At 75.7% G+C, this 19,431-nt stretch carries 17 protein-coding genes; 8 read left to right on the top strand and 9 right to left on the bottom strand.

The genetic code is table 11. The annotated features are described in order from the left end of the window. Positions 1-18: 18 nt before the first annotated feature. The 4 genes from ADK60_RS21985 to ADK60_RS21970 all read right to left on the bottom strand — a co-directional run bounded on the left by ADK60_RS21985 (position 19) and on the right by ADK60_RS21970 (position 3,271). Positions 19-1,140 carry a serine hydrolase domain-containing protein gene (locus tag ADK60_RS21985; protein ID WP_079008594.1) on the bottom strand — a complete coding sequence of 374 codons (1,122 nt, stop codon included), beginning with the start codon at positions 1,138-1,140 and terminating at the stop codon, positions 19-21. Between the two features lie 7 nt (positions 1,141-1,147). Then, on the bottom strand, positions 1,148-2,086 hold the full coding sequence (locus ADK60_RS21980) for a DUF6895 family protein (RefSeq protein WP_045938018.1): 939 nt from the start codon (positions 2,084-2,086) through the stop codon (positions 1,148-1,150). Continuing rightward, entirely contained in the window at positions 2,083-2,886 is an 804-nt protein-coding gene (locus tag ADK60_RS47755) for a hypothetical protein (RefSeq protein ID WP_053648297.1), read from the bottom strand. Before ADK60_RS47755 ends, ADK60_RS21980 begins: the two co-directional genes overlap by 4 nt. 187 nt (positions 2,887-3,073) lie before the next feature. Then, positions 3,074-3,271 carry a hypothetical protein gene (locus ADK60_RS21970; protein WP_045938014.1) on the bottom strand — a complete coding sequence of 66 codons (198 nt, stop codon included), beginning with the start codon at positions 3,269-3,271 and terminating at the stop codon, positions 3,074-3,076. A 176-nt stretch (positions 3,272-3,447) separates the two neighbouring features. Between ADK60_RS21970 and ADK60_RS21965 the strand changes: the two genes are divergently transcribed. Together ADK60_RS21965 and ADK60_RS21960 are read left to right on the top strand one after the other, a co-directional pair. After that, positions 3,448-4,221: an SDR family NAD(P)-dependent oxidoreductase gene (locus ADK60_RS21965; RefSeq protein ID WP_053648295.1), complete on the top strand. Its 774-nt coding sequence runs from the start codon at positions 3,448-3,450 to the stop codon at positions 4,219-4,221. 200 nt (positions 4,222-4,421) lie between these two features. Beyond that, positions 4,422-6,236, top strand: coding sequence for an ABC transporter ATP-binding protein (locus ADK60_RS21960; protein ID WP_053648293.1), 1,815 nt, complete (start codon positions 4,422-4,424; stop codon positions 6,234-6,236). A 106-nt stretch (positions 6,237-6,342) separates the two neighbouring features. On the opposite strand, the gene ADK60_RS21955 is transcribed toward ADK60_RS21960, so the two are convergent. Next, positions 6,343-7,011 carry a lysophospholipid acyltransferase family protein gene (locus ADK60_RS21955; RefSeq protein WP_053648291.1) on the bottom strand — a complete coding sequence of 223 codons (669 nt, stop codon included), beginning with the start codon at positions 7,009-7,011 and terminating at the stop codon, positions 6,343-6,345. Positions 7,012-7,226: 215 nt separating this feature from the next. Here ADK60_RS21955 and ADK60_RS21950 point away from each other — a divergent pair, with 215 nt between their 5' ends. Then, positions 7,227-7,439, top strand: a complete 213-nt coding sequence (locus ADK60_RS21950) for an EF-hand domain-containing protein (protein WP_053648290.1) — start codon at positions 7,227-7,229, stop codon at positions 7,437-7,439. A 127-nt stretch (positions 7,440-7,566) separates the two neighbouring features. Here the strand turns inward: ADK60_RS21950 and ADK60_RS21945 are convergent, their stop codons facing one another. Further along, complete coding sequence (locus ADK60_RS21945) at positions 7,567-9,786, bottom strand: bifunctional glycosyltransferase/CDP-glycerol:glycerophosphate glycerophosphotransferase (protein WP_053648288.1); 2,220 nt, start codon at positions 9,784-9,786, stop codon at positions 7,567-7,569. 770 nt (positions 9,787-10,556) lie between these two features. On the opposite strand from ADK60_RS21945, the gene ADK60_RS21940 reads away from it, so the two are divergent. Both ADK60_RS21940 and ADK60_RS21935 read left to right on the top strand, forming a co-directional pair. Beyond that, positions 10,557-10,826, top strand: coding sequence for a hypothetical protein (locus ADK60_RS21940; RefSeq protein WP_045938010.1), 270 nt, complete (start codon positions 10,557-10,559; stop codon positions 10,824-10,826). 347 nt (positions 10,827-11,173) lie between these two features. Beyond that, positions 11,174-11,641, top strand: coding sequence for a YjbQ family protein (locus ADK60_RS21935; RefSeq protein WP_045938009.1), 468 nt, complete (start codon positions 11,174-11,176; stop codon positions 11,639-11,641). A 53-nt stretch (positions 11,642-11,694) separates the two neighbouring features. Here the strand turns inward: ADK60_RS21935 and ADK60_RS21930 are convergent, their stop codons facing one another. After that, entirely contained in the window at positions 11,695-12,417 is a 723-nt protein-coding gene (locus ADK60_RS21930) for a DUF1990 domain-containing protein (protein WP_079008592.1), read from the bottom strand. A gap of 84 nt (positions 12,418-12,501) precedes the next feature. Between ADK60_RS21930 and ADK60_RS21925 the strand changes: the two genes are divergently transcribed. Next, complete coding sequence (locus ADK60_RS21925; RefSeq protein WP_053648285.1) at positions 12,502-12,750, top strand: hypothetical protein; 249 nt, start codon at positions 12,502-12,504, stop codon at positions 12,748-12,750. Between the two features lie 77 nt (positions 12,751-12,827). Here the strand turns inward: ADK60_RS21925 and ADK60_RS21920 are convergent, their stop codons facing one another. After that, positions 12,828-15,968, bottom strand: coding sequence for an AAA family ATPase (locus tag ADK60_RS21920; RefSeq protein ID WP_053648283.1), 3,141 nt, complete (start codon positions 15,966-15,968; stop codon positions 12,828-12,830). Beyond that, a complete protein-coding gene (locus ADK60_RS21915; protein ID WP_053648281.1) occupies positions 15,965-17,134 on the bottom strand; it encodes an exonuclease SbcCD subunit D in 1,170 nt (389 codons plus the stop codon). Before ADK60_RS21915 ends, ADK60_RS21920 begins: the two co-directional genes overlap by 4 nt. A gap of 464 nt (positions 17,135-17,598) precedes the next feature. On the opposite strand from ADK60_RS21915, the gene ADK60_RS21910 reads away from it, so the two are divergent. Together ADK60_RS21910 and ADK60_RS21905 are read left to right on the top strand one after the other, a co-directional pair. Beyond that, positions 17,599-18,573 (top strand): DUF8829 domain-containing protein, encoded by a 975-nt coding sequence (locus ADK60_RS21910; RefSeq protein ID WP_053648279.1) that lies wholly within the window; start codon positions 17,599-17,601, stop codon positions 18,571-18,573. A gap of 211 nt (positions 18,574-18,784) precedes the next feature. After that, positions 18,785-19,426: a hypothetical protein gene (locus ADK60_RS21905; protein WP_063772393.1), complete on the top strand. Its 642-nt coding sequence runs from the start codon at positions 18,785-18,787 to the stop codon at positions 19,424-19,426. The last annotated feature ends 5 nt before the right edge of the window (positions 19,427-19,431 follow it).

Raw genomic sequence — 19,431 nt, 5'->3', positions numbered from 1 at the left:
CCGCGCCGGACGGGGACGTCAGCCGCTTTCCGCGGCCTCCCCGTCCGGCCGGGCGAGCCGTTTGAAGGTGTCGTAGGCGGTCTGGGTGAAGGAGGACCGCACCGTGGGGCCGGTGTTGGTGAGCGCGGCGACCGCGGTGGCGGTCTGCGGACAGAAGCCGACGAACGCCGTGAAGCCGCGCGTCCCGCCGGAGTGGAAGAACAGGTCGCGGTCGTCCGGGGCGCGGCGGTGGTTCCAGACCAGGCAGATCTCGTCGCCGGAGCGCGGTAGCCGCAACCGGGGCCGCCGCACCTCCCGCAGCGCGGTGCCGAGCGGGCCGCCGTCCGGCTCCAGGTGGGCGCGCAGGAAGCGCAGCAGGTCCGCACCCCCGGCCCGGACGGCGCCCGCGCCCGGGAGGGCGGGGATGCGCCACGGCGGGAGCGGCCGCCCGAGGTGGTGGCCGGTCGCGCACTGCGGCGCGTCGGGGGAGCAGGAGAGGGTCCGCAGCCCGAGCGGGCGGCCGATCCGCTCGCCGAGCAGCCCGGCGTAGTCGGGGCCGCGGCCCGCCTCGGCGAGCAGCCGGCCGAGCAGGCCGACTCCGTAGTTGGAGTACCAGTACACCTCACCGGGCGGGCGGCGCAGGGTGGTTCGGGCCAGCGCCGCCCACAGCCGCTGTTCGTCGTAGCCGGCGTAGGGGTTGCTGTTCCAGGCGGGGACGGCGCTCGCCAGCAGGCCCGGCGGCAGCCCCGGCAGGCCGGAGGTGTGGGTGGCCAGGTGGATCAGCCGGATCGGTCCGCCGCGCCGGACGTCCGGCGGCCGCCGTCCGGCCGGAAGGTGGCGCTGCACCGGGTCGTCCAGGGCGACCTCGCCGCGCGCCGCCAGCTCGGCCAGCAGCAGGGCGGTGAAGGTCTTGGTGACGGAGCCGAGTTCGTAGCCGGTGTCGGGTGTGCACGGGCCGCCGTCGCGGGCGGTCCGGCCGTGGCAGTGGACGGCGGAGCGCTCGCCGCGCGCCACCGCGAGGGTCACGGCGGTGGCGTGCGGCCCGGCGGCGAGCACGAGTCCGGCGAGCTGCTCCGCCCCGGGCGCACCGGGCTCGGTGCCCGCGACTCCCTCGATTCCCGCGACGCCCGCCGCTCCCGTGCCCGCCACCGTCGTGCTCATCGCGCCCTCACGCCGGGACCGCCGCGCCGCCGAGCGCGCGGGAGAGCGTGACGGTGCCCGCGACCACGGCGACCACGGCCGTGTGCTCGTGGTCGCGGAACGCCTGCTCGGGGTCGTCCGAGACCGGTTCCGCGCTTTCCCGGGGGATCAGCCCGTCCTCGCGCTGGATGGCGGCGAGCGCCTCCCAACCCTGGGCGCCGGTGACCGGCTCCCCGATGCAGGAGTCCACCACCAGCAGCTCGCCGACGAGGTCCCACTGGCCGACCTCCAGCCAGGTGTCGACCCAGACCGGCAGCCAGTTGCGGACGTAGTCGCGCATCGGCTCGGGCATGCTCTCCGGTTGCGCGCCCCAGTCGGTGAGATGGAAGACGGCGTGGGTGATGTGGTAGCCGGTCAGCCAGTCGATCGCCCAGGGCTCGGGGGTGGCGCCGAGCCAGGTCCTGGCGGTGAGGGCGGGCCAGTCGTCGGGCTGGTTGCGCAGCCCGATCACCCGGCGCGCGTTGGCGAGGGCCAGCCGCCGGTTGGGCATCATCTCGATGGCCTGGATCCCGCGCACCTTGGTGAGCGATTCCAGCAGCTCCTCCAGCGCCGCGTGCCGGTAGCCGGACCGGGCGAAGTGGACGTAGGTCTCCAGCGGGTCGGTCATCACCGGGTAGCGCAGCAGCCGCTCGTACAGGAGGTTCCCCTCGCGCAGCTGGGACCAGCCGAAGTCCAGGAGTTCACGGGCGATCCGGGCGTCCTCCGGGCCGGTGACGCCGTCGCGCAGGACGAGCGAGGCGGCGAGCGCGGACTCGGCGAGCGGCTTGTAGGCGTTGTTGGGATCGGCCAGGTCGATGGTGACGTCGTCGGGCAGTCGGCCGAAGCCGCGTTCGTGGCAGGTGTGCAGCCAGGACATCGCCCGGGAGCCCAACTGCTGTGCGGTGGCGAGGATCCGGTGGTCGGTCATGACGTCCTTCCGGTCAGCAGGCGCTCCGCGACGGCGAGTTCGAGCGCGGTGCGGGCGCTGCCGTCGCCCACGGCGCGGATCCGCTCCAGCATGGGTTCGACCTCCAACGGCAGGTCCCGCCCGTCGGCCGCGAGCCAGGCGAGCCAGCGGGTCAGGCGGGCGGCGACGCGCTGGTCGCAGCGCAGGACGGAGCGGACGGCGCCGCGGGCCAGGGCGAGGGTGTGCTCGCGGGCGGCGTCGTGGACGGGCCCGTCGAGGCCGGGCAGGGCGAGCGCGGAGAGCTGGGCCATCCGCACCGACCAGGCCTGCCAGGCGTACGGCTCCGGGAGCGGGGCGCGGCCGGGCCGCGGCGCGCCTTGGGCGGCGTCCTCGCCCGCCGCCCCGGGGAGCAGGGCGTCGGCGGCGGGCCCGAGCGCGCGGGCCAGCAGGACGGCGGTGCCCCAGTCCCGCCACGCGGTGACCAGGGCGGCACCGGCGGCCCGCTCCTCGTCCGGGCCGGAGGGGGGAGTGGCGGAGGGGGCCGGGAAGGCGGACGGGGGGAAGGCCCGGTGGGCCTCCGCGAGCAGCAGGACGGCCTGCTCGTCGGGTCCGGTCGCACCCAGTGCCTGCGGTGCGAGGACGTCCGGCCCGAGCACCCGGGCGGCGGCGAGGACCGGACGCGGCACGGGGCCGGTACCGGGGAAGGCGGGCGCGGGCGCGACCGCACCCCCGGCGCCCCGGAGGGCGTCGAGGGTGCGGCCCGCCAGCCGCTCCACCGCTGCGGCGTATTCGTCGCGGAGTGCGAGATCGGCGGTCGGCATGGTTGCGTGCTTCTCCTTGGAGGGGGGCTTCGCGGTGTTCACGGGGTCGCGGCGCGTTCGCGCGGCGGCTCCGCCGGGGTCCGGGCCGTTGGCCTGCCGCCCCGGCCGCCGGGCTCATGGCCGCGGCGGGGCCGGAGGGCTGTGGCGCGGTGGGACTCCGCGCGTCGCCCGGCAGCGTCCGTTCCGACTACCGCGTCTTCTCCTTCGGCGGCTTCGGGGACAGCAGCAGCGCGCCTGCCAGCAGCAGCAGCGCGGCGGCTTCCGGACGGTACGTGGGCGCGTCGCTGACGGTCGCCTCGTCCTCCGTGATCAACATGCCGAGTGCGTCGAGCTCGCCCTGGGTGGCGAGCGTCGTCCGCGTGGTTCGGGTGGTCTGAGCAAGCATCGGGTGCCTCCTCATCGAAGTTCCGTCGCCAGGCCCGGCGACGCCCCCCTCGAACGACGATACGAGCACGAACGGTCCGGCGCCACTGGGGCACTGTCCGTGACGGTGGTCACGAAGAGGCACCGCGCTGCCGCGCAGCGCTGTCGCCGGTACTCGGGAGTAGGTACGGTCGCTGCATGACCACTGCCTTGATCACCGGCGCGACCGCCGGCATCGGAGCCGCCTTCGCCCGCCGCCTCGCGCGGAGCGGCTACGGACTCGTCCTGGTGGCCCGGGACACCGAGCGGCTGGAGGGTTCCGCTGCGGACCTGCGCGGGAAGTTCGGCGTGGAGGTGGAGGTGCTCACCGCCGACCTCGCCACGGACAGGGGCATCGCCGACGTCGAGGCCCGCCTGTCCGACGACTCCCGCCCGGTGGACCTGCTGGTGAACAACGCCGGCTTCGGCAACCGCGGCGCCTTCTCCACCGTGCCGCTGCAGGACGAGCTGGACATGCTGAAGGTGCACGTCGAGGCGGTGCTGCGGCTGACCACGGCCGCCCTGCCGGGGATGCGCGAGCGCGGGCGCGGCGCGGTCGTCAACGTCGCCTCGGTGGCAGCCTTCCTGCCGCGCGGCACCTACGGCGCGAGCAAGGCCTGGGTGGTCAGTTTCACCCAGGGGGTGATGCGGGACCTCGGCGGCACCGGGGTGCGGCTGATGGCGCTCTGCCCGGGCTTCACGCACACCGAGTTCCACGAGCGGGCCGGCATGGGTACCGGGAACATCCCGTCCTGGGGCTGGCTGTCGGCCGAGCGCGTGGTCGAGGAGGCCATGCGCGACCTGGCCCGGGGGCGTTCGGTGTCGGTGCCGAGCAAGCGCTACAAGGCGGCGGTGGCGATCGCGCGGGTGCTGCCGTCCGGCAGGCTCGGCGGCGTCTCCTCCAAGGCGGCCCGGACGTACCGGACGGACTGAGCCGGCCGGCGCGCCCCCCCCGGGGGGTGGGTGCGACGGCCGGGCGTCCCGACCAGCACAGCGGAGTCGGTCTCACTATTAGCTTTGCTAACTATGAGCCTCTCTCGTTATGCTGGCGATCGCCCGACCGCCCACCCGCCGTCGGCGCGCGCCCCCCCGGGCGCCGCGCCCGCGCCGCCGTCCGAGGGAGGCTGCCCGCCGTGCGCCCCGAAGGCATCCAGTGGACCCCGCCCGCCCACGCCGAGAACGACCCGCGCCCGCCCACCCAGTGGCGGCGCATACTCACGCTGTTCCGCCCCTACCGCGGCCGCCTCGCCCTGGTCGGCCTGCTGGTGGCCGCCTCCGCCGTGGTCTCGGTGACCACGCCGTTCCTGCTCCGCGCCGTGCTGGACACCGCGATCCCGCAGGGCCGCACCGGCCTGCTGACCGTCCTGGTGCTCGGCATGGTCGCCACCGCCGTGGTCAACAGCGTCTTCGGCGTGCTCCAGACACTGATCTCCACCACTGTCGGCCAGCGGGTCATGCACGACCTGCGCACCGCCGTCTACGGCCACCTCCAGCGGATGTCGCTGGCCTTCTTCACCCGCACCCGCACCGGTGAGGTGCAGTCCCGGATCGCCAACGACATCGGCGGCATGCAGTCCACGGTGACCTCCACCGCCACCTCGCTGGTCTCCAACTTCACCGCCGTGGTCGCCTCGGTGGTCGCCATGGTGGCGCTGGACTGGCGGCTCACCGTCGTGTCGCTGGTGCTCCTGCCGGTGTTCGTCTGGATCAGCCGCCGGGTCGGCAACGAGCGCAAGAAGATCACCGGGGAGCGCCAGAAGCAGCTCGCCGCGATGAGTTCGGCGGTCCAGGAGTCGCTGTCGGTCAGCGGCATCCTGCTCGGCCGCACCATGGGCCGCACCGACTCGCTCGCCCGCGAGTTCACCGGCCAGTCCGACCGGCTGGCCGACCTGGAGGTCCGCGCCTCGATGGCCGGCCGCTGGCGGATGAACACCATCCAGATCGTGATGGCCGCGATGCCCGCGGTGATCTACTGGGCGGCCGGCATGACCGCCGCCGGCGGTGCGCCGATCGTCTCGGTCGGCACCCTGGTCGCCTTCGTCTCGCTCCAGCAGGGCCTGTTCCGCCCGACCATCAGCCTGCTGGCCACCGGCGTCGCCGTGCAGACCTCGCTCGCGCTGTTCCAGCGGATCTTCGAGTACCTCGACCTGACCGTGGAGATCGACGAGCCCGAGCACCCCGTCACCCTCGGCGAGATCCGCGGCGAGGTCCGCTTCGAGAACGTCGACTTCCGCTACGACCCGGAGCAGGAGCGGCCCACCCTCGGCGGGGTCGGGCTGCGGATCCCGGCGGGCGGCTCGCTCGCGGTGGTCGGCGAGACCGGCTCCGGCAAGACCACGCTCAGCTACCTGGTGCCCCGGCTCTACGACGTCACCGGCGGCCGGGTCACCATCGACGGCGTCGACGTCCGCGAGCTGTCCTTCGACAGCCTGGCCCGCGCGGTGGGCGTGGTCTCCCAGGAGACCTACCTCTTCCACGCCTCGGTCGCCGACAACCTGCGCTTCGCCAAGCCGGACGCCACCGACGAGGAACTCGTCGCCGCGGCCCGGGCCGCGCGGATCCACGACACCGTCGCCTCGCTGCCGGACGGTTACGACACCCTGGTCGGCGAGCGCGGCTACCGCTTCTCGGGAGGGGAGAAGCAGCGCCTCGCGCTCGCCCGCACCATCCTGCGCAACCCGCCCGTACTGATCCTCGACGAGGCCACCAGCGCGCTGGACAACAGCACCGAACGGGCCGTCCAGGAGGCCATCGACACCCTCGCGGAGGGCCGCACCACCATCACCATCGCGCACCGGCTCTCCACCGTGCGCGGGGCCGACCAGATCGCCGTGCTGGAGCGCGGCGAGGTCGCCGAACTCGGCACCCACGAAGAGCTGCTGGCGGCGGACGGCCGGTACGCGGCGCTGCTCCGCCGGGAGGCCCCGGTCGCGGCCGTCGCTCCCTGAGCCGGGCGTCGCTCCCTGAGCCGGGCGCGGCGGTGCCCCAGGTGGAGGGGTGGCGGGGTGGCGGGGCCGGAGGGGTGGCGGGGCCGGAGGGGGGGGGCCCCCGGCCTCAGGCCGCCTTGGGGACCTCGTTGTACGTCTGCACGACCTCCTGGCCGGAGAGCTGCTGGATCGCCGCCATCACCTCGTCCGTGACCTGGCGGCGGGCCTTGAGCGAACGCGCCTGGCCGTGCAGCTCGTCGAAGTGCAGCGGCTCCCCGAAACGGACCGTCACCTTCTTGAGGCGCGGCACCCGCTTGCCGATCGGGAGGATCTGGTCCGGCCCCTCCAGCGCCACCGGCACCACCGGGACGCCGGCGGTCAGGGCCAGCCAGGCCACGCCGGTCTTGCCGCGGTAGAGGCGGCCGTCCAGCGAGCGGGTGCCCTCGGGGTAGATGCCGAACGCCTTGCCGTCCTCCAGGATCTCCAGCGCCGACTCCAGCGAGGCCTGGGCGGACCGGTAGGTGCCGCGCTCGACCGGCACCGCGCCGATGCCCTGGAAGAAGCCGCGGGACAGCGCGCCCTTGAGGCCGCTGCCGGTGAAGTACTCGGCCTTGGCCAGGAAGTGGACCCGGCGCGGCGCGGTGAGCGGGATGACCACGCTGTCGATGAAGGAGAGGTGGTTGCTGGCGAGGATGACGCCGCCCTTGCGCGGCACGTTCTCCATGCCCTCGATGGTGGGCCGCCAGATCCCCCGGGCGAGCGGTTTCAGCACCAGCCTGGTGACGAGATCGAGCATGGTCCCTCCCTGGACGAGCACGCCCGAGAGGTGCCCGGGCCTGGGGTACGACGAGCGGCGTTCGCTTCCCCGGCCGGGCCGGGATCAGACCCGCAGACTACGACACCCACCCCCGAGCCCGTCCACTCCCGCCCGCAGTGGCGCTCGCCACGGGCGGGTAGGGTACCGCCGTCGGAAATGCACATCAGCAGTTGATTCGGTCCCAGGAGGCCCCCATGGCAGACGTCGACGACATTCGCGCGGCGTTCGACAAGTTCGACCGGAACGGCAACGGTCGGATCACCGCCGCCGAGTACGCCCTCGTCGCGCGCGAGCTCGGCGACCTCACCACCTCGGTCGCCGTGGCCGAGGCCATCATCAAGCAGATGGACACCAACCACGACGGCGAGCTGACCTTCGAGGAGTTCCTGGCCGCGCGCCAGGGCTGACGAGGCCGGGGCCGGCCGGCCCGGACGGGGTCCCGGATCGTCTCCGGGGCCCCGTCCTCGCGTTGTTGTCGCCTGCTGTGCCTGCTGTGCCCGGCCCGTCTGTCGCGTCTGTCGTGCCGTCGTGCGCTCAGCCGGTGGTCGGGAACACCCGGCGGACCACGCGCTCCGCCGCCCCGCCGTCGTCCCAGGGGCAGAACCGCTTGCGGAAGTCGGCCCGCGCCGCCGGCTCCGGGTCACCGGCCAGCAGCGCCGCCGCCAGCCCCTCCGGATCCGTCGTCAGCGCGCCCGGCGGCTGCTCGAACAGGTCGAAGTAGACGCCCCGGTCGCGCTTGTACTCCTCCCAGTCCGGCGCGAAGATCACGATCGGCCGGTCCAGCACCGCGTAGTCGAACATCATCGACGAGTAGTCCGTCACCAGGACGTCGGCCGCCAGGTAGAGGTCCTCCACCGTCGGGTGCGCCGACACGTCCAGGATCTCCGCCGCGTCCTCGTCCGCCGTCAGGTCGCCCGGGCCGCCGGTGTGGAAGTAGTGGGTGCGGACCAGCAGCGTGAAGTCCGGCCCCAGCCGCCGGGCCAGCTCCCGGACGTCCAGCAGCGGCACATAACCGCCGCGCGCCTCCCGGTGGGTGGGCGCGTACAGCACGGCGGTGCGCCCGGGCGCCAGCCCGAACCGTTCGCGCATCGCCGCCGTCCCGGCCGGCGTCGCCCCGGCCAACCGGTCGTTGCGCGGGTACCCGGTGTCCAGCATCTCGTAGCGGCCGGGGAAGGCGCGGGCGAAGTGCTCGCTGGTGTGCGGGTTGGAGGAGACCAGGAAGTCCCAGCGGTCGACCGCCTCCTGGAGCCGGTCGAAGTCCATCCCGTCGGCGGCCACCGGGTGGTCCCTGAGGTCCATGCCCATCGCCTTCAGCGGCGTGCCGTGCTGGGTCTGGACGTGCACCGTGCCGGGCCGCTTCGCCATGGTCCGGGGGAAGTTGACATTGTTCACGAAGTACTTGGCCGTGGCCATCGTCCTCAGGTACGCCGGGGTGTTGACGATCACGTACGGCACCCCGTCCGGCAGCGTCGCCGCCTGGGCGCGGTTCTCCACCACCCAGACCCCGTGGATCCCGGGCGCGAGCTCCTTCGCCTTCTCGTAGATCGCGGCCGGGCTGCACGCGTAACCCCGGTGCCAGTACGCGGCGTACACCGCCAGGTGCGGGTTCAACGGCATCCGGCGGAACGCGTTGTACGCGGTGAACCGGGCGCTGCTGCGCACCCCCTTCTTCAGGGCCGGTGCCACCGCCCGCGCCCCGCGCTTGAGTTCGCGCGGCAGTCGGCCGGTGCGGCGCAGTTCCGCGTACGCGCGCCGGGCGCCTCGCGCCGCGAGCCGGTACTGCACGCCGCGCACGCCCCCTGGGAAGCGGTAGCCCGCCGGGCGGTGCCGGGTGAAGTGCTCGGCGATCCGCCGGAAGAACTCCGGCCGCAGCCCGACCGGGACCAGTCCGGGGGTGTCGTAGACGGTGAGTGCCTGCTGCACGGTCCGCTCGAAGACCAGGGTCCGCAGTGTCCCGGGGACGGGCCGGACGGGGTGGCCGGTCTGGTCGGGGCGGTCCAGGAAGGCGAAGATCGCGTCGTACTGGGCGAAGGCGTCGGCGTGCTTGGCGGAGGCGGTGCTGGTGATCGCCCCGGTCCGGCCGCGCCGGTAGAAGTAGCAGGGGCGGTCGAAGTAGCGCAGCCGCTCGGCGGCGAGCAGTGCCGGGTAGGTGACGGAGATGTCCTCGTAGAAGCCGCGACCGAAGGAGACGTCGAGCCCGAGCAGGAACTCCCGGCGGAACACCTTGTTCCAGACCGACATCACCGTCTTGAACACGGCCGGGTGCTCGGCCAGCGTGCCCCCCGCGACGAGCGGGGAACCGGTCAGCACGTGCCGCCACGGGTTGGGCTCGGTCCCGCCGTCGGGGTAGACGTGGACGAAGTCGGTCAGCAGGACGTCGACGGGCGCCTCGCCGCGCCGCTCGCGCTCCAGCTCGCCGGTGAGCTCGTCGAGGAGGGCGGTCACCGTGCCCTCGGGCACCCAGTCGTCGCTGTCGACGAACCAGACGTACGCGCCGCGCACCTCGGGGAGGGCGGCGGTGCGGGCGCCGCCGAGGCCCTGGTTCTCGGCGAGGTGGAGGACGCGCAGGCGCGGATCACGGGCCGCGTACTCGTCCAGGATCGCGCCGCTGCGGTCGGGGGAGCGGTCGTCGACCGCGATCACCTCGAAGCGGGACTCGGAGGACGGGGTGTCCGCCAGGAGGGAGTCGAGGCAGCGGGGCAGGAAGCGCTCCACCCCGTGGACGGGGAGCACGATGCTGAGGAGGACTGGCACGCTGGCCGAGTCTACCGAGCGCGGCCGCGGAGGGCGGAGGACGGGTGCGGCGGCGCTGCTGGTGGGCGGGGTGTGCCCTCCCGGGGAGGCCCGGCTCGGGGAGGCCCGGCCGGGTTCGAGGGCCGGGGCGGTCACGGCCGAGGGCCGTTGGGCCGGAGCCGCCGGTGCCGGACCCCGGAAGGGGGTGGCACCGGCAGCCTGGTGGCGGCCCGGCCGACCCTCTACGGCCGGCCGCCGGTCCGAGCACCGCCCGAGCCTGGCCACCGCAGCGTCGAGGCGGCCTGGCAGTAGGCACGGGGGAGCCGGAATCTTCATCAGTCGAACACGGGGGGCGGTGGTGCTCGCGCCCGCGTGATCGATAGAGATATTGCTTGGAGCCGACTCCCGCGTCAATCCCCCGGCTGTGTTCACTTCCTAAACGGATAGTCGTACCTTGTCGCCGACGTACCGGGCCCGCCCCGGGGGTGACGGCCGGAGGGCGGTGCGGTGGCCGCCGGGTGGCCACGGCGCGTGAAGGGGCGGTGACCCCGTGCGCCGGGCGTACACCGTCACGGCGGGCGCCGGGTGTGCGACCCGAAGAACCCGGTGACGTCCCGCCGGTCGTGCACCATCATTGATGCTCAGTCGTGATCGGTCGGGTGGGCCCTGGTGCAGTGTCAGTTGACGCAGCACGGTACGGTTGCAGAACACCAGGACGGTTGCGCGAAGGCCGTCTGTCACGGATAGTCTTCGCCTCACGGCCCTGGCGCCTCGTAGGGGTGGGAAAACTGATGGAACACATGCAAGTGCGGACCCGGCCTCGGGTGCCCGCGATCCAGTGCGGCGTCGGCGCGACCGGCCGCCGGATCGAGCGACACCTGGCTGTGCTCGGCGCGCCCGCACTCCCGGCGGTGGACACCGCCGAGGCGCTCGGGCTGATAAGGGAACTGACGCCGCGTGGCGTCGGTGCCCCGACCGCGCCGCCGCGCCGCCACACGCGGGTCAAGCTGCTGGCGCCGCTGCGCCGGCTGCGGCGGGGGCTCTTCGGCAGCCGCGGCTGAGCCGACCGGTCCGGTCGAGTCAGGTCCGGTCGAATCCGGTCCGGTCGCGCGGGGCCCCGAACCCGGGGTCTCCGCCCCGCCCTTCCTCCTGCACACACGCCTTTTCGGCACCGGCCCGACGGATCCTGACGACCGTCGGGTCTTCCGCGTTTCCGCTCCCCGCTCCGTGCCGATGCGGGCCGACGCGGGCGGGTCCGTCTCCGGCCCGGCTGGTCATCCGTGGTCCGTACCGATCCTCGGATGTCATTTTTGGTCTGAACCTCTCAGCCTATGTCGACCGGCCCCTCCGGCGCCGGGAGTCGGCGAGGCTTGCCGGTCCACCCTCGGCCGTGGGTCAGGATGGCGCCATGGCGGACCACACCCACACCCGAACCACGTCCCACTCCACTCCCACCTCCACGTCCTTCCGGACCGAGACCTTCGACATCACCACCGGAATCCATGAGGTCGCGCTCGACATCACCGACCGCTGCGTCCGGTTCCTCGACCAACACGCTGTCGGACGGGACGGCCTGCTCAACGTCTTCGTCCCGCACGCCACGGCCGGGATCGCCGTCCTGGAGACCGGTTCCGGCAGCGACGAGGACTTCCTCGCCACCCTGCGCGACCTCCTGCCGGCCGACGACCGGTGGCGTCACCGGCACGGCAGCCCCGGCCACGGCCGGGACCACGTCGTCCCCGCCCTGGTGGCCCCGCACGCCACCCTGCCGGTGATCGACGGACAGCTCGCGCTGGGCATCTGGCAGTCGGTGGTGCTGGTCGACACCAACGGGGACAACCCGCACCGCACGCTCCGGCTCTCCTTCCTGGGCTGAGCGCGCCGCCCGGCCCCGGACCCGGCCCCGGCCCGTCGGGGCCGGGCGGAACGCTAGTCCGGCAGCGGTGCCCCGGTTCCGGGGCCGGCGGCGGCCTCGACCACGGACGCGAGGTACCGCTCTATCGCCAGGTACTGGCAGAGCACGGCGACCGGCCGGCCGAGCCGCGCGTACCAGGCGGCGAGCCGGGCGAAGGCGACGACCTCGAACCACACCTCGCCCGCCGCGTCCATCGACACCAGGAACGCTTCCTCGCCGCACTCCGGGTGCCCCGGCAGCGTCCCGTAGGCGAAGCCGATCCGGTCCGGCTCGTCCACCGTCCACACCACCCGGCACGGGATCACCAGCCGGGGCCAGCGGCTGCCGGGCAGGCCGAGCCGCAGGAGGACGGTCGTCCCGGGCTCGGCGGGCGCGTACGGGAACACGGCGAAGCCGGTGCCCAGCTGGCAGCCCCAGCCGAGGACGAAGCGGCCGGCCCGCGCCAGGACCTCCGGGCCGTGCCCGAGATGCACCCGCCGCCGCAGATGCGTGTAGCCCTCCGGCAGCCGGGCGTCCGCGGTTGCGCCCACCTCGCGGTAGTTGGGCCCGGTGGCCCGGGCGGCGCGCAGCCTCCGCTCCAGGGCGGACCCGGAGGATCCGGCCGTCCCGGTGGCCTCGGTGGACCCGGCCGTCCCGGTGGATCCGGAGGCGTTGGTCCGGGCGGAGGGGACCGGCGGGACCGGCGGCGGGACGGAGGGAACGGCGGGGGACACCTCGTGACCGGGAGAGTCGGGCATACGGCCACCGTATCGACGGTCCCCGGAGCGGCCTCGCCCGGGACCGCCTTGCGCCCTGCCCGGTCCGGGGAGTAGAGAGGCGGCATGAGCGAAACAGCCAGGCAGGACACGGCCGCCCCCGGTGTCCAGGACACCCCGGCGGCGGAGCAGGTCTGCGAGCTCGCCCCGAGCGGCGCGGAGGCGGCCCTGCTGCCCGACCCCGGTTCCACCGGTCCGCGCGCGGACTGCGTACTGTGCGGCGAGCCGACCGAGCTGCCCGCCGACCACCCGGGCAGCACCCTCTGCCCCGTCTGTACCTGGCAGCAGGCCCAGCGGATCGCCTGCTCCGGCTGAGCGGGCCGCCCGGCCCCCGGCCCGCCGCAGGATCCTCCCGGGGCGGACGGTCGGTCGGGTCAGGGGCGTTTCGGGCGTCAGGCGTCCTCCCGTCCCGCCGGCGCCAGGGTGGAGCCGTGCCGGCCCTTGCGGACCAGGAGCTGGGCCGGGATCCGGCTGCGCAGATCGGCGACGTGGCTGACGATGCCGACCGCGCGGTCCCGCTCGCGCAACCCGTCCAGGACGTCCATCACCTCCTCCAGGGTGTGCTCGTCGAGGCTGCCGAAGCCTTCGTCGATGAACAGGGTGTCCAGCGGCATGCCCCCGGCCTCGTCGGTGACCACGTCGGCCAGACCGAGTGCCAGGGCGAGCGAGGCGAAGAAGCTCTCGCCGCCGGAGAGCGTCGCGGTGTCGCGCTCGGTGCCCGTCCAGGCGTCCACCACCCGCAGCGCCAGCCCCGAGCGCTTGTTGCCGCCGCCCCGGTCGTCGCTGTGGACGAGCGTGTACCGGCCGCCGGACATCCGGACCAGCCGCTCGCTCGCCGCGGCCGCCACCTGCTCCAGCCGCGCCGCCAGGACGTACGACTCCAGGCGCATCCGGAGCCGGTTGTCGGTCGAGGTGCCGGCCGTGAGCGCGGCCAGCCGGCTGATCCGCGCGTACCTGGCCAGCTCCGGGGCCAGCGAGCGGGCCAGCTCGGCCAGCTGCCGCCCGATGGCGGCGAGGGCCTCGCACCGCAGGCGGGCCGCGTCCCGCGCCGCGTGCGCCGCCCGCAACCGGTCGGTGGCGGCGCCGAGCCCGCTCCGGGTGCCCGGCAGGTCGGCCGGCGGCAGGGCGGCGGCCGCGACCAGTTCGGGTTCGGCGAGCCGCCGCTCCACCGCGGCCAGCTCGGCCCGGTGCCGGTCGATCCGCTGCTCCAGCCCGTCCCGCTCGGCCCGCGGCAGCAGGACGGCGACGGCGTCCTGGGCGCTCGCGAACCCGGCCGCCACCGCGGCGTCGGCCAGCTCGTCGTCCGCCTGCTTGAGCTGGTGCGCCGCCTCGGTGGCGGCCCGGGCGGCGCCGGCCAGCGCGGCCACGGCCGAGGCGAGGCGGTCGAGCGCGGCCGCCCGGGCCGCCACCGACGGCGCGTCGCCGCGGGCCGCCGCCACCCGGGCGGTCAGCTTCTCCTGCTCGGCGTGCAGGGCGCGGGCCTGGGCGGCGAGTTCGGCGCTCCGCTCCCGGGCGTCGGAGAGCGCCGTGCGGCGGGCGGTCTGCTCCTCGGTGAGCCGCTCGATCGCCCGGCCGACCGCACCGAGCCGCTCCGCGACCCGGACCGCTTCCCGGTGTTCCGCCCCCAGCCCGCCGAGCACCCCGGCCAGGGCGTCGGCGGCCTCCTCACCGGCCGCGCCGGCGGCCGCCGCGCGGCGCACCCGGAGCCCGGCGAGTTCCTGCTCGGCCGCGTCGGCGGCCTGCTCGGCGGCCGTCTGGGCGCGCCGGGCCCGCTCCTCGTCCTCGGCCCGGACCGGCTCGCCGACCGGGCGGGCCGGGGCCGGGTGCTCCGCCGAGCCGCAGACCCGGCAGGGCTCGCCGGTGCTCAGCCCGGAGGCCAGCTCGGCGGCCATCCCGGCGAGCCGGCGCTCACGGAGCTCCAGGCCGTACTGGCGGGCGTCCAGCGCCTCGGCGCGCAGGGCGAGGGCGCGCGGCCCGACCCGGCCGACCTCGCCGTCCAGCGCGTCCCGGGCCCGGGCGGCGGACAACCGGGCGGTCAGCTCCGCGCGCCGGGCGTCCAGCCGCTCGACCAGCGCGGCGGCCTCCCGGGCGGCGGACTCCTCCTCCTTCAGGGCGGCGTGCCGGGCGTCGAACTCGGCCAGCCACTCGCCCGCCTCCTCGGCGAGGTCCTCGGCCCGCCGCAGGTCCGCGGTCAGCGCCGTCCGGGTACCGGCCAGCTCGGCGCACTGCCGCTCGTCCGCCCCGGCCGCCTCCAGCCGGACGATCTCGGCGCGCAGCCGCCGTTCGGCCCCGGCCAGCTCCTCGGCCTCGGCGTGCGCCAGCGCCCGGCCGCCGCCGGCCGTTCCGTCGCCGCGCTCACTGCCGCCGCCGGGGTCGCTGCCGCCGAGGAGCGCACGGCCGGTCGGGCCGGTCGGGACCTCGGCGAGGACCGCCCGGTGCCGGTGCTCCTCCTCCCGGGCCTGCCGGTAGGCGGCCGCCGCGCGCTCCCGCAGGTGCAGCACGGACTCGACGCCGACCGCCGCCTGCGCCGCCGTCAGCCGCCGCCGGTCCGCCGCGCGGGCGGGCTCGTCCTCGGCCAGCCGGGCCGCCTCCCGCACCGCCTGCCGGTGCCGCTCCTGCCGGTCGGCCCGCTGCTCGGCGGCCTCCCTGGCCCGCTGCGCCGCCCGGTGTGCCTCCTCCGCGCCGGCCAGCGCGGCCTCGGCGACGGCCAGCTGCTCGGCCGCGCCGCCGCGCAGCACCGCCGCCCAGCCCAGCACTCCCGTGGTGAGCTCGGTGTCCGCCGCCGCGCTCGGCGCCGCCTCGTCCGTGGCCGCCATCGGGCCCTCGGCGGGCTCGGCGCCCGGCCCGGCCGCCTGCTCGGCCTTGCTGGCCAAGTCCCGCAGCCGGCGGCGCCCGGTCTGGACGGCGGCCTCGTGGGCCCGGCGCTGCTCCGCGAGCCAGGCCTCGACGGACTGGAACCGTTCAGTGTCGAACAGTCGGCGCAGCAGCTTGCCGCGCTCCTCCGAGTCGGCCCGCAGGAAGCGCGCGAAGTCGCCCTGCGGCAGCAGCACCACCTGACAGAACTGGTCCCGGCTCATCCCGATCAGCCGGTGGATCTCCTCGCCGGCCTCCTGGTGCGACTTGCTGACCGCCCGCCAGCCGGGCCCGCCCGCACCGGTGCCCGCGCCGTCCGCCGACCACTCGCGCAGCAGGGTCTGGGCCCGCTCGACGGTCATGCCCGTGCCGACCTTCTTCGGCCGGGGCTGCTCGGGGATCCGGATGATCTCCAGCCGGCGGCCGCCGAGCGTCAGCTCCAGCCGGACCTCGGTCAGCCGGTCGGGCTCGGCGTGGTCGCTGCGCAGCCGGTTGGCCCGGCGGGTGCCGGGCACCTCGCCGTAGAGGGCGTAGCAGACCGCGTCCAGCACGCTGCTCTTGCCCGCGCCGGTGGCGCCGCGCAGCAGGAACAGGCCGCCGGCGGCCAGCGCGTCGAAGTCGACCGTCTCGGCGCCGGCGAAGGGGCCGAAGGCGGTCACGGTCAGCCGGTGGAGTCTCATCGGGGCAGCTCCGCCTTCCGGTCGGAGGTCTCCCGGACGCGCTCGAAGCCCTCGCGCAGCCAGCCCAGCTCGTCCGGGTCGGGGTCGGCGCCGGGGCGGACGTGCCGCAGGAAGCCCTCGGCGATCTCCAGGTCCGTCCGCCCGCTGACCCGGGACGCGTAGGAGGGAGAGGCCGCGGCGGTGCTCTCCTCCGGGTCGAACAGCAGCTGGAGGGTGTGCGGGAAGCGGCGGCGCAACCGCTCCATCGGCTCGGTGGGGCGGCTCGGGTCGGTGAGGGTGACCTGCACCCAGGACTGCTCGTCGGCGGTGTACCGCTCGTCGGTGAGCAGCTCGTCGAGCCGGCCGCGCAGCCGGGCCAGCCGCCGGGGGGCCGGGCAGGGCACCCGCTCGGCGGTGACCGAGCCGTCCGCCGCGAGGTCGACCAGCCACATGCTCTTGCGCTGCTCGTGCTCGGAGAAGGAGTAGGCGAGCGGGGAGCCGCTGTAGCGCAGGTGCGGGGCGAGGGTCTGGCAGCCGTGCAGATGGCCGAGCGCGGCGTAGTGCACGCCGTCGAAGACCGAGGCGGGTACGGCCGCGACCCCGCCCACCGCGATGTCGCGCTCGCTGTCGCTGGGCTCGCCGCCGGTGACGAAGGCGTGCGCCAGGACGACCGCGCGGGTGCCGGCCGGGCGGGCCGCGAGGTCGGCCCTGACCTGGTCCATCGCCGCGCCGAGCACGGCGGCGTGCCCGCCGCGGGCCAGGCCGAAGCGCTCCCGGACCAGGGTGGGCTCCAGGTAGGGCAGTCCGTAGACGGCGACCGGCCCGTGCGCGTCGGCCAGCAGCACGGGCTCGGCGCACTCGCCCGGGTCCGTCCTCAGGTGGATGCCGGCCCGGCCGATGAGGCCCGCGCCGACGCCGAGGCGGCGGGCCGAGTCGTGGTTGCCGCTGATGAACACCGTCGGCACGCCGAGGTCGGCCAGCCGGTGCAGCACGTCGTCGAACAGCGCCACCGCCTCCAGGCCCGGCAGCGCGCGGTCGTACACGTCGCCGGCGACCAGCACGGCGTCGACGCACTCGTCCCGGACCACCGCCACGAGGTGGTCCAGGAAGGCGCGCTGGGCGTCGTGCAGGCTCTCCCGGTGGAACGAGCGCCCGAGATGCCAGTCGGAGGTATGCAGCAGTCGCATGGTTCCCGACCATAACGGGCGGCACCGACAACCCGGTCCGGAACGGGTGCCGCCGGCCGTCCCGGGACCGTCCCCGGGCCGCCCGCCGGGCCTCGTCGACGTCACTCCGGGTCGATTGTCGGTGACGGTGTGTATGGTCGCGTTCGCCGGGAGCCGAGGGGCTCGTGGGGCCGGTGCCGGAGTACCGACGACGGAGGGAGACGATCGTGCGCGAGCGGATGCGGAGCGGGTTCCAGCGCCCGGACCAGCGGCGGGCGAGGGAGCAGGAGCAGGGCCGGGAGCAGGAGCGGGGGCGGCGCCGGAGGCGGGGCCGGGACCGGCGTCCGGGTGCGGGTGGCTGCCGGGAGCGGTGGCGCGCGCCCGTGGTGCGGCTGTGGGGTCCCGGTGCGGAGCGGCGTCGGCCCGGGCCGGCCGGGCCTGGCGGGAGGATCCCCGACGGGCGGCCGCCGGGCGGCGGGGCGAGCGTGCCCAGGGCGGGCGGCTCGGGCGGGCCCGCCGGTCCCGGGGTGCGGGAGCGGCGCCGGGGGCGCCCGCGCGGGGCGCCCCCGCCGCAGCCGGTGGCGCTCGCGCTGGCCGTCGGCGCCGCCGACTTCGCGGACCTGGCGCGGTACGGGCTGTTCGGCGGGCTGACCTTCCGCTCCTACCTGCGGCGGGTGGCGGTCCAGCTGCGCGCGCTGCGCGGGCAGGGACTGGAGGTCCACCTCCGGGTGCTCGACCCGGCGGACTACGCGGAGTACTGCGAGGAGCTCGGCTTCGCACCGGCGGACGCCGCCGCCCGGGTCGCGTACGCGGCCGACCCCGAGCTGGCCGGGGAGCCGTTCGTCTACGCGGGGCAGCGGCTGGCGGTGCTGCTGCCGGAGCTGGCCGACGACCACCGGGCGCGGGTCCGGATCTCCATCGCGATGGCGGCCCTGCTGACGGCGGCGGGCGAGGGGTCGCCGGGGGAGCGGCGGCTGGTGGCGGTGATGCGGCACGCCGTCGAGGTCCAGCTGGCGGTGGGCGCGGGGGCCGGTGACGGGATCCACCTGCTGACCCTGCGCTGCCACGGCCCCGAGGACGGCGAGGAGCTGACCTCGGCGACCGACGTCCGGGTGGCCCGGGGCCGGCCCGGGCCCGGCGGGCGGGACGCCGAGGCGTTCTGCGTGACGCTGGCGGCGGGCCTCGCCGTCGGCGGTGCCGGTGCGATGGTGCTGCACGGGGACCCGGCGTCCCCCGGCGGGCAGACGGTGCGGGGGTGGGCGCTGTGGGGCGGGAGGCTGCGGCCGATGACCGTCCGTGAGGTGCTGGACGAGCTCGCCGACGACGTCGGCCGGGGCCTGCCCTTCCCGCCGGCCGTCGTCCCGCTGCCGGGCTTCCCCCTGCCGGCGCCGCCGCCGTCGGGTGAGGGCGGACCGCCCGGGGAGCGGCCGACCGGGGGCGGGGGTGGGCCCCTGGCCTGATCGCGGCTGACCAGGGCGTTCGGCTCCGGCTGTCCACCAAGCGGCGCTGGGGACTGTTCATCGACCGCCTGTTCGGGGAAGATTTCGGGGAAGATCAACAGTGGGAACGGCCGGTGCCCCACGCCGCCGCGCCCGCCGCCCCGAACCGCGTACCGCGAACCGTCCCCGCGCACCGTCGGTCCGGCGAGCCCGACACCGAAAGGGGGGACGCATGAGCCGGATCGAGTACAGCGCGGAGATCGCCGAGCTGCTCGGCCGGGTGCGCCGGCGTCCCACTGCGGGCTGGCCGTGGCGGCCGGGCGAGCAGGTGCCCGCCGGGCTTCCGGTGAAGCAGTCCTGGGGGTGGTTGTTCGCCCCCGACGGCCGGGTGCTGACCCTGGTCAACCCCAAGGACGGCGTCGTCTCGCTGCCCGGGGGCTCGCTGGAGCCGGAGGACGCCGGTGACCCCGGCTCGGCGCTGGCCCGGGAGGCGGCCGAGGAGGCGCAGGCGCTGATCGGCACGCCGTACTACCTCGGCTACCTCTACGACCGGGTCGGTTCGGCCAACGGCGGCCACGAGTGCGCCCGGGTCCGGATGGCCGCCGCGCTGCGGGCCGTCGGTCCGAGTGCGCCGGACCCGGCCTCGGGGCGGCACTACCGGCGGCTGCTGGTCGCACCGGGCCTCGCCGTCGAGCTGCTCGGCTGGGGCGTGCCCGGCCTGCGTCAGGCCCGGGCTGCGGTGGCGACCGCCGTCCGGAGGCTGGGCGTGCCCTCGGCCGCCAACGAGACGATCGAGGAACTTCCGGCGGCGGGCTGCGAGCTGTTCCCCGGCGCGGCCCCGGGTGCCGCCCCGGGGGAATCGCCGACGGCCTGACCGAC

This window comes from Streptomyces sp. XY431 (assembly GCF_001279805.1).
Taxonomy (GTDB): Bacteria; Actinomycetota; Actinomycetes; order Streptomycetales; family Streptomycetaceae; genus Kitasatospora; species Kitasatospora purpeofusca.
The sequence above is the reverse complement of the archived record's forward strand: the minus strand, read 5'-3'. Positions and strand labels throughout refer to the sequence as shown.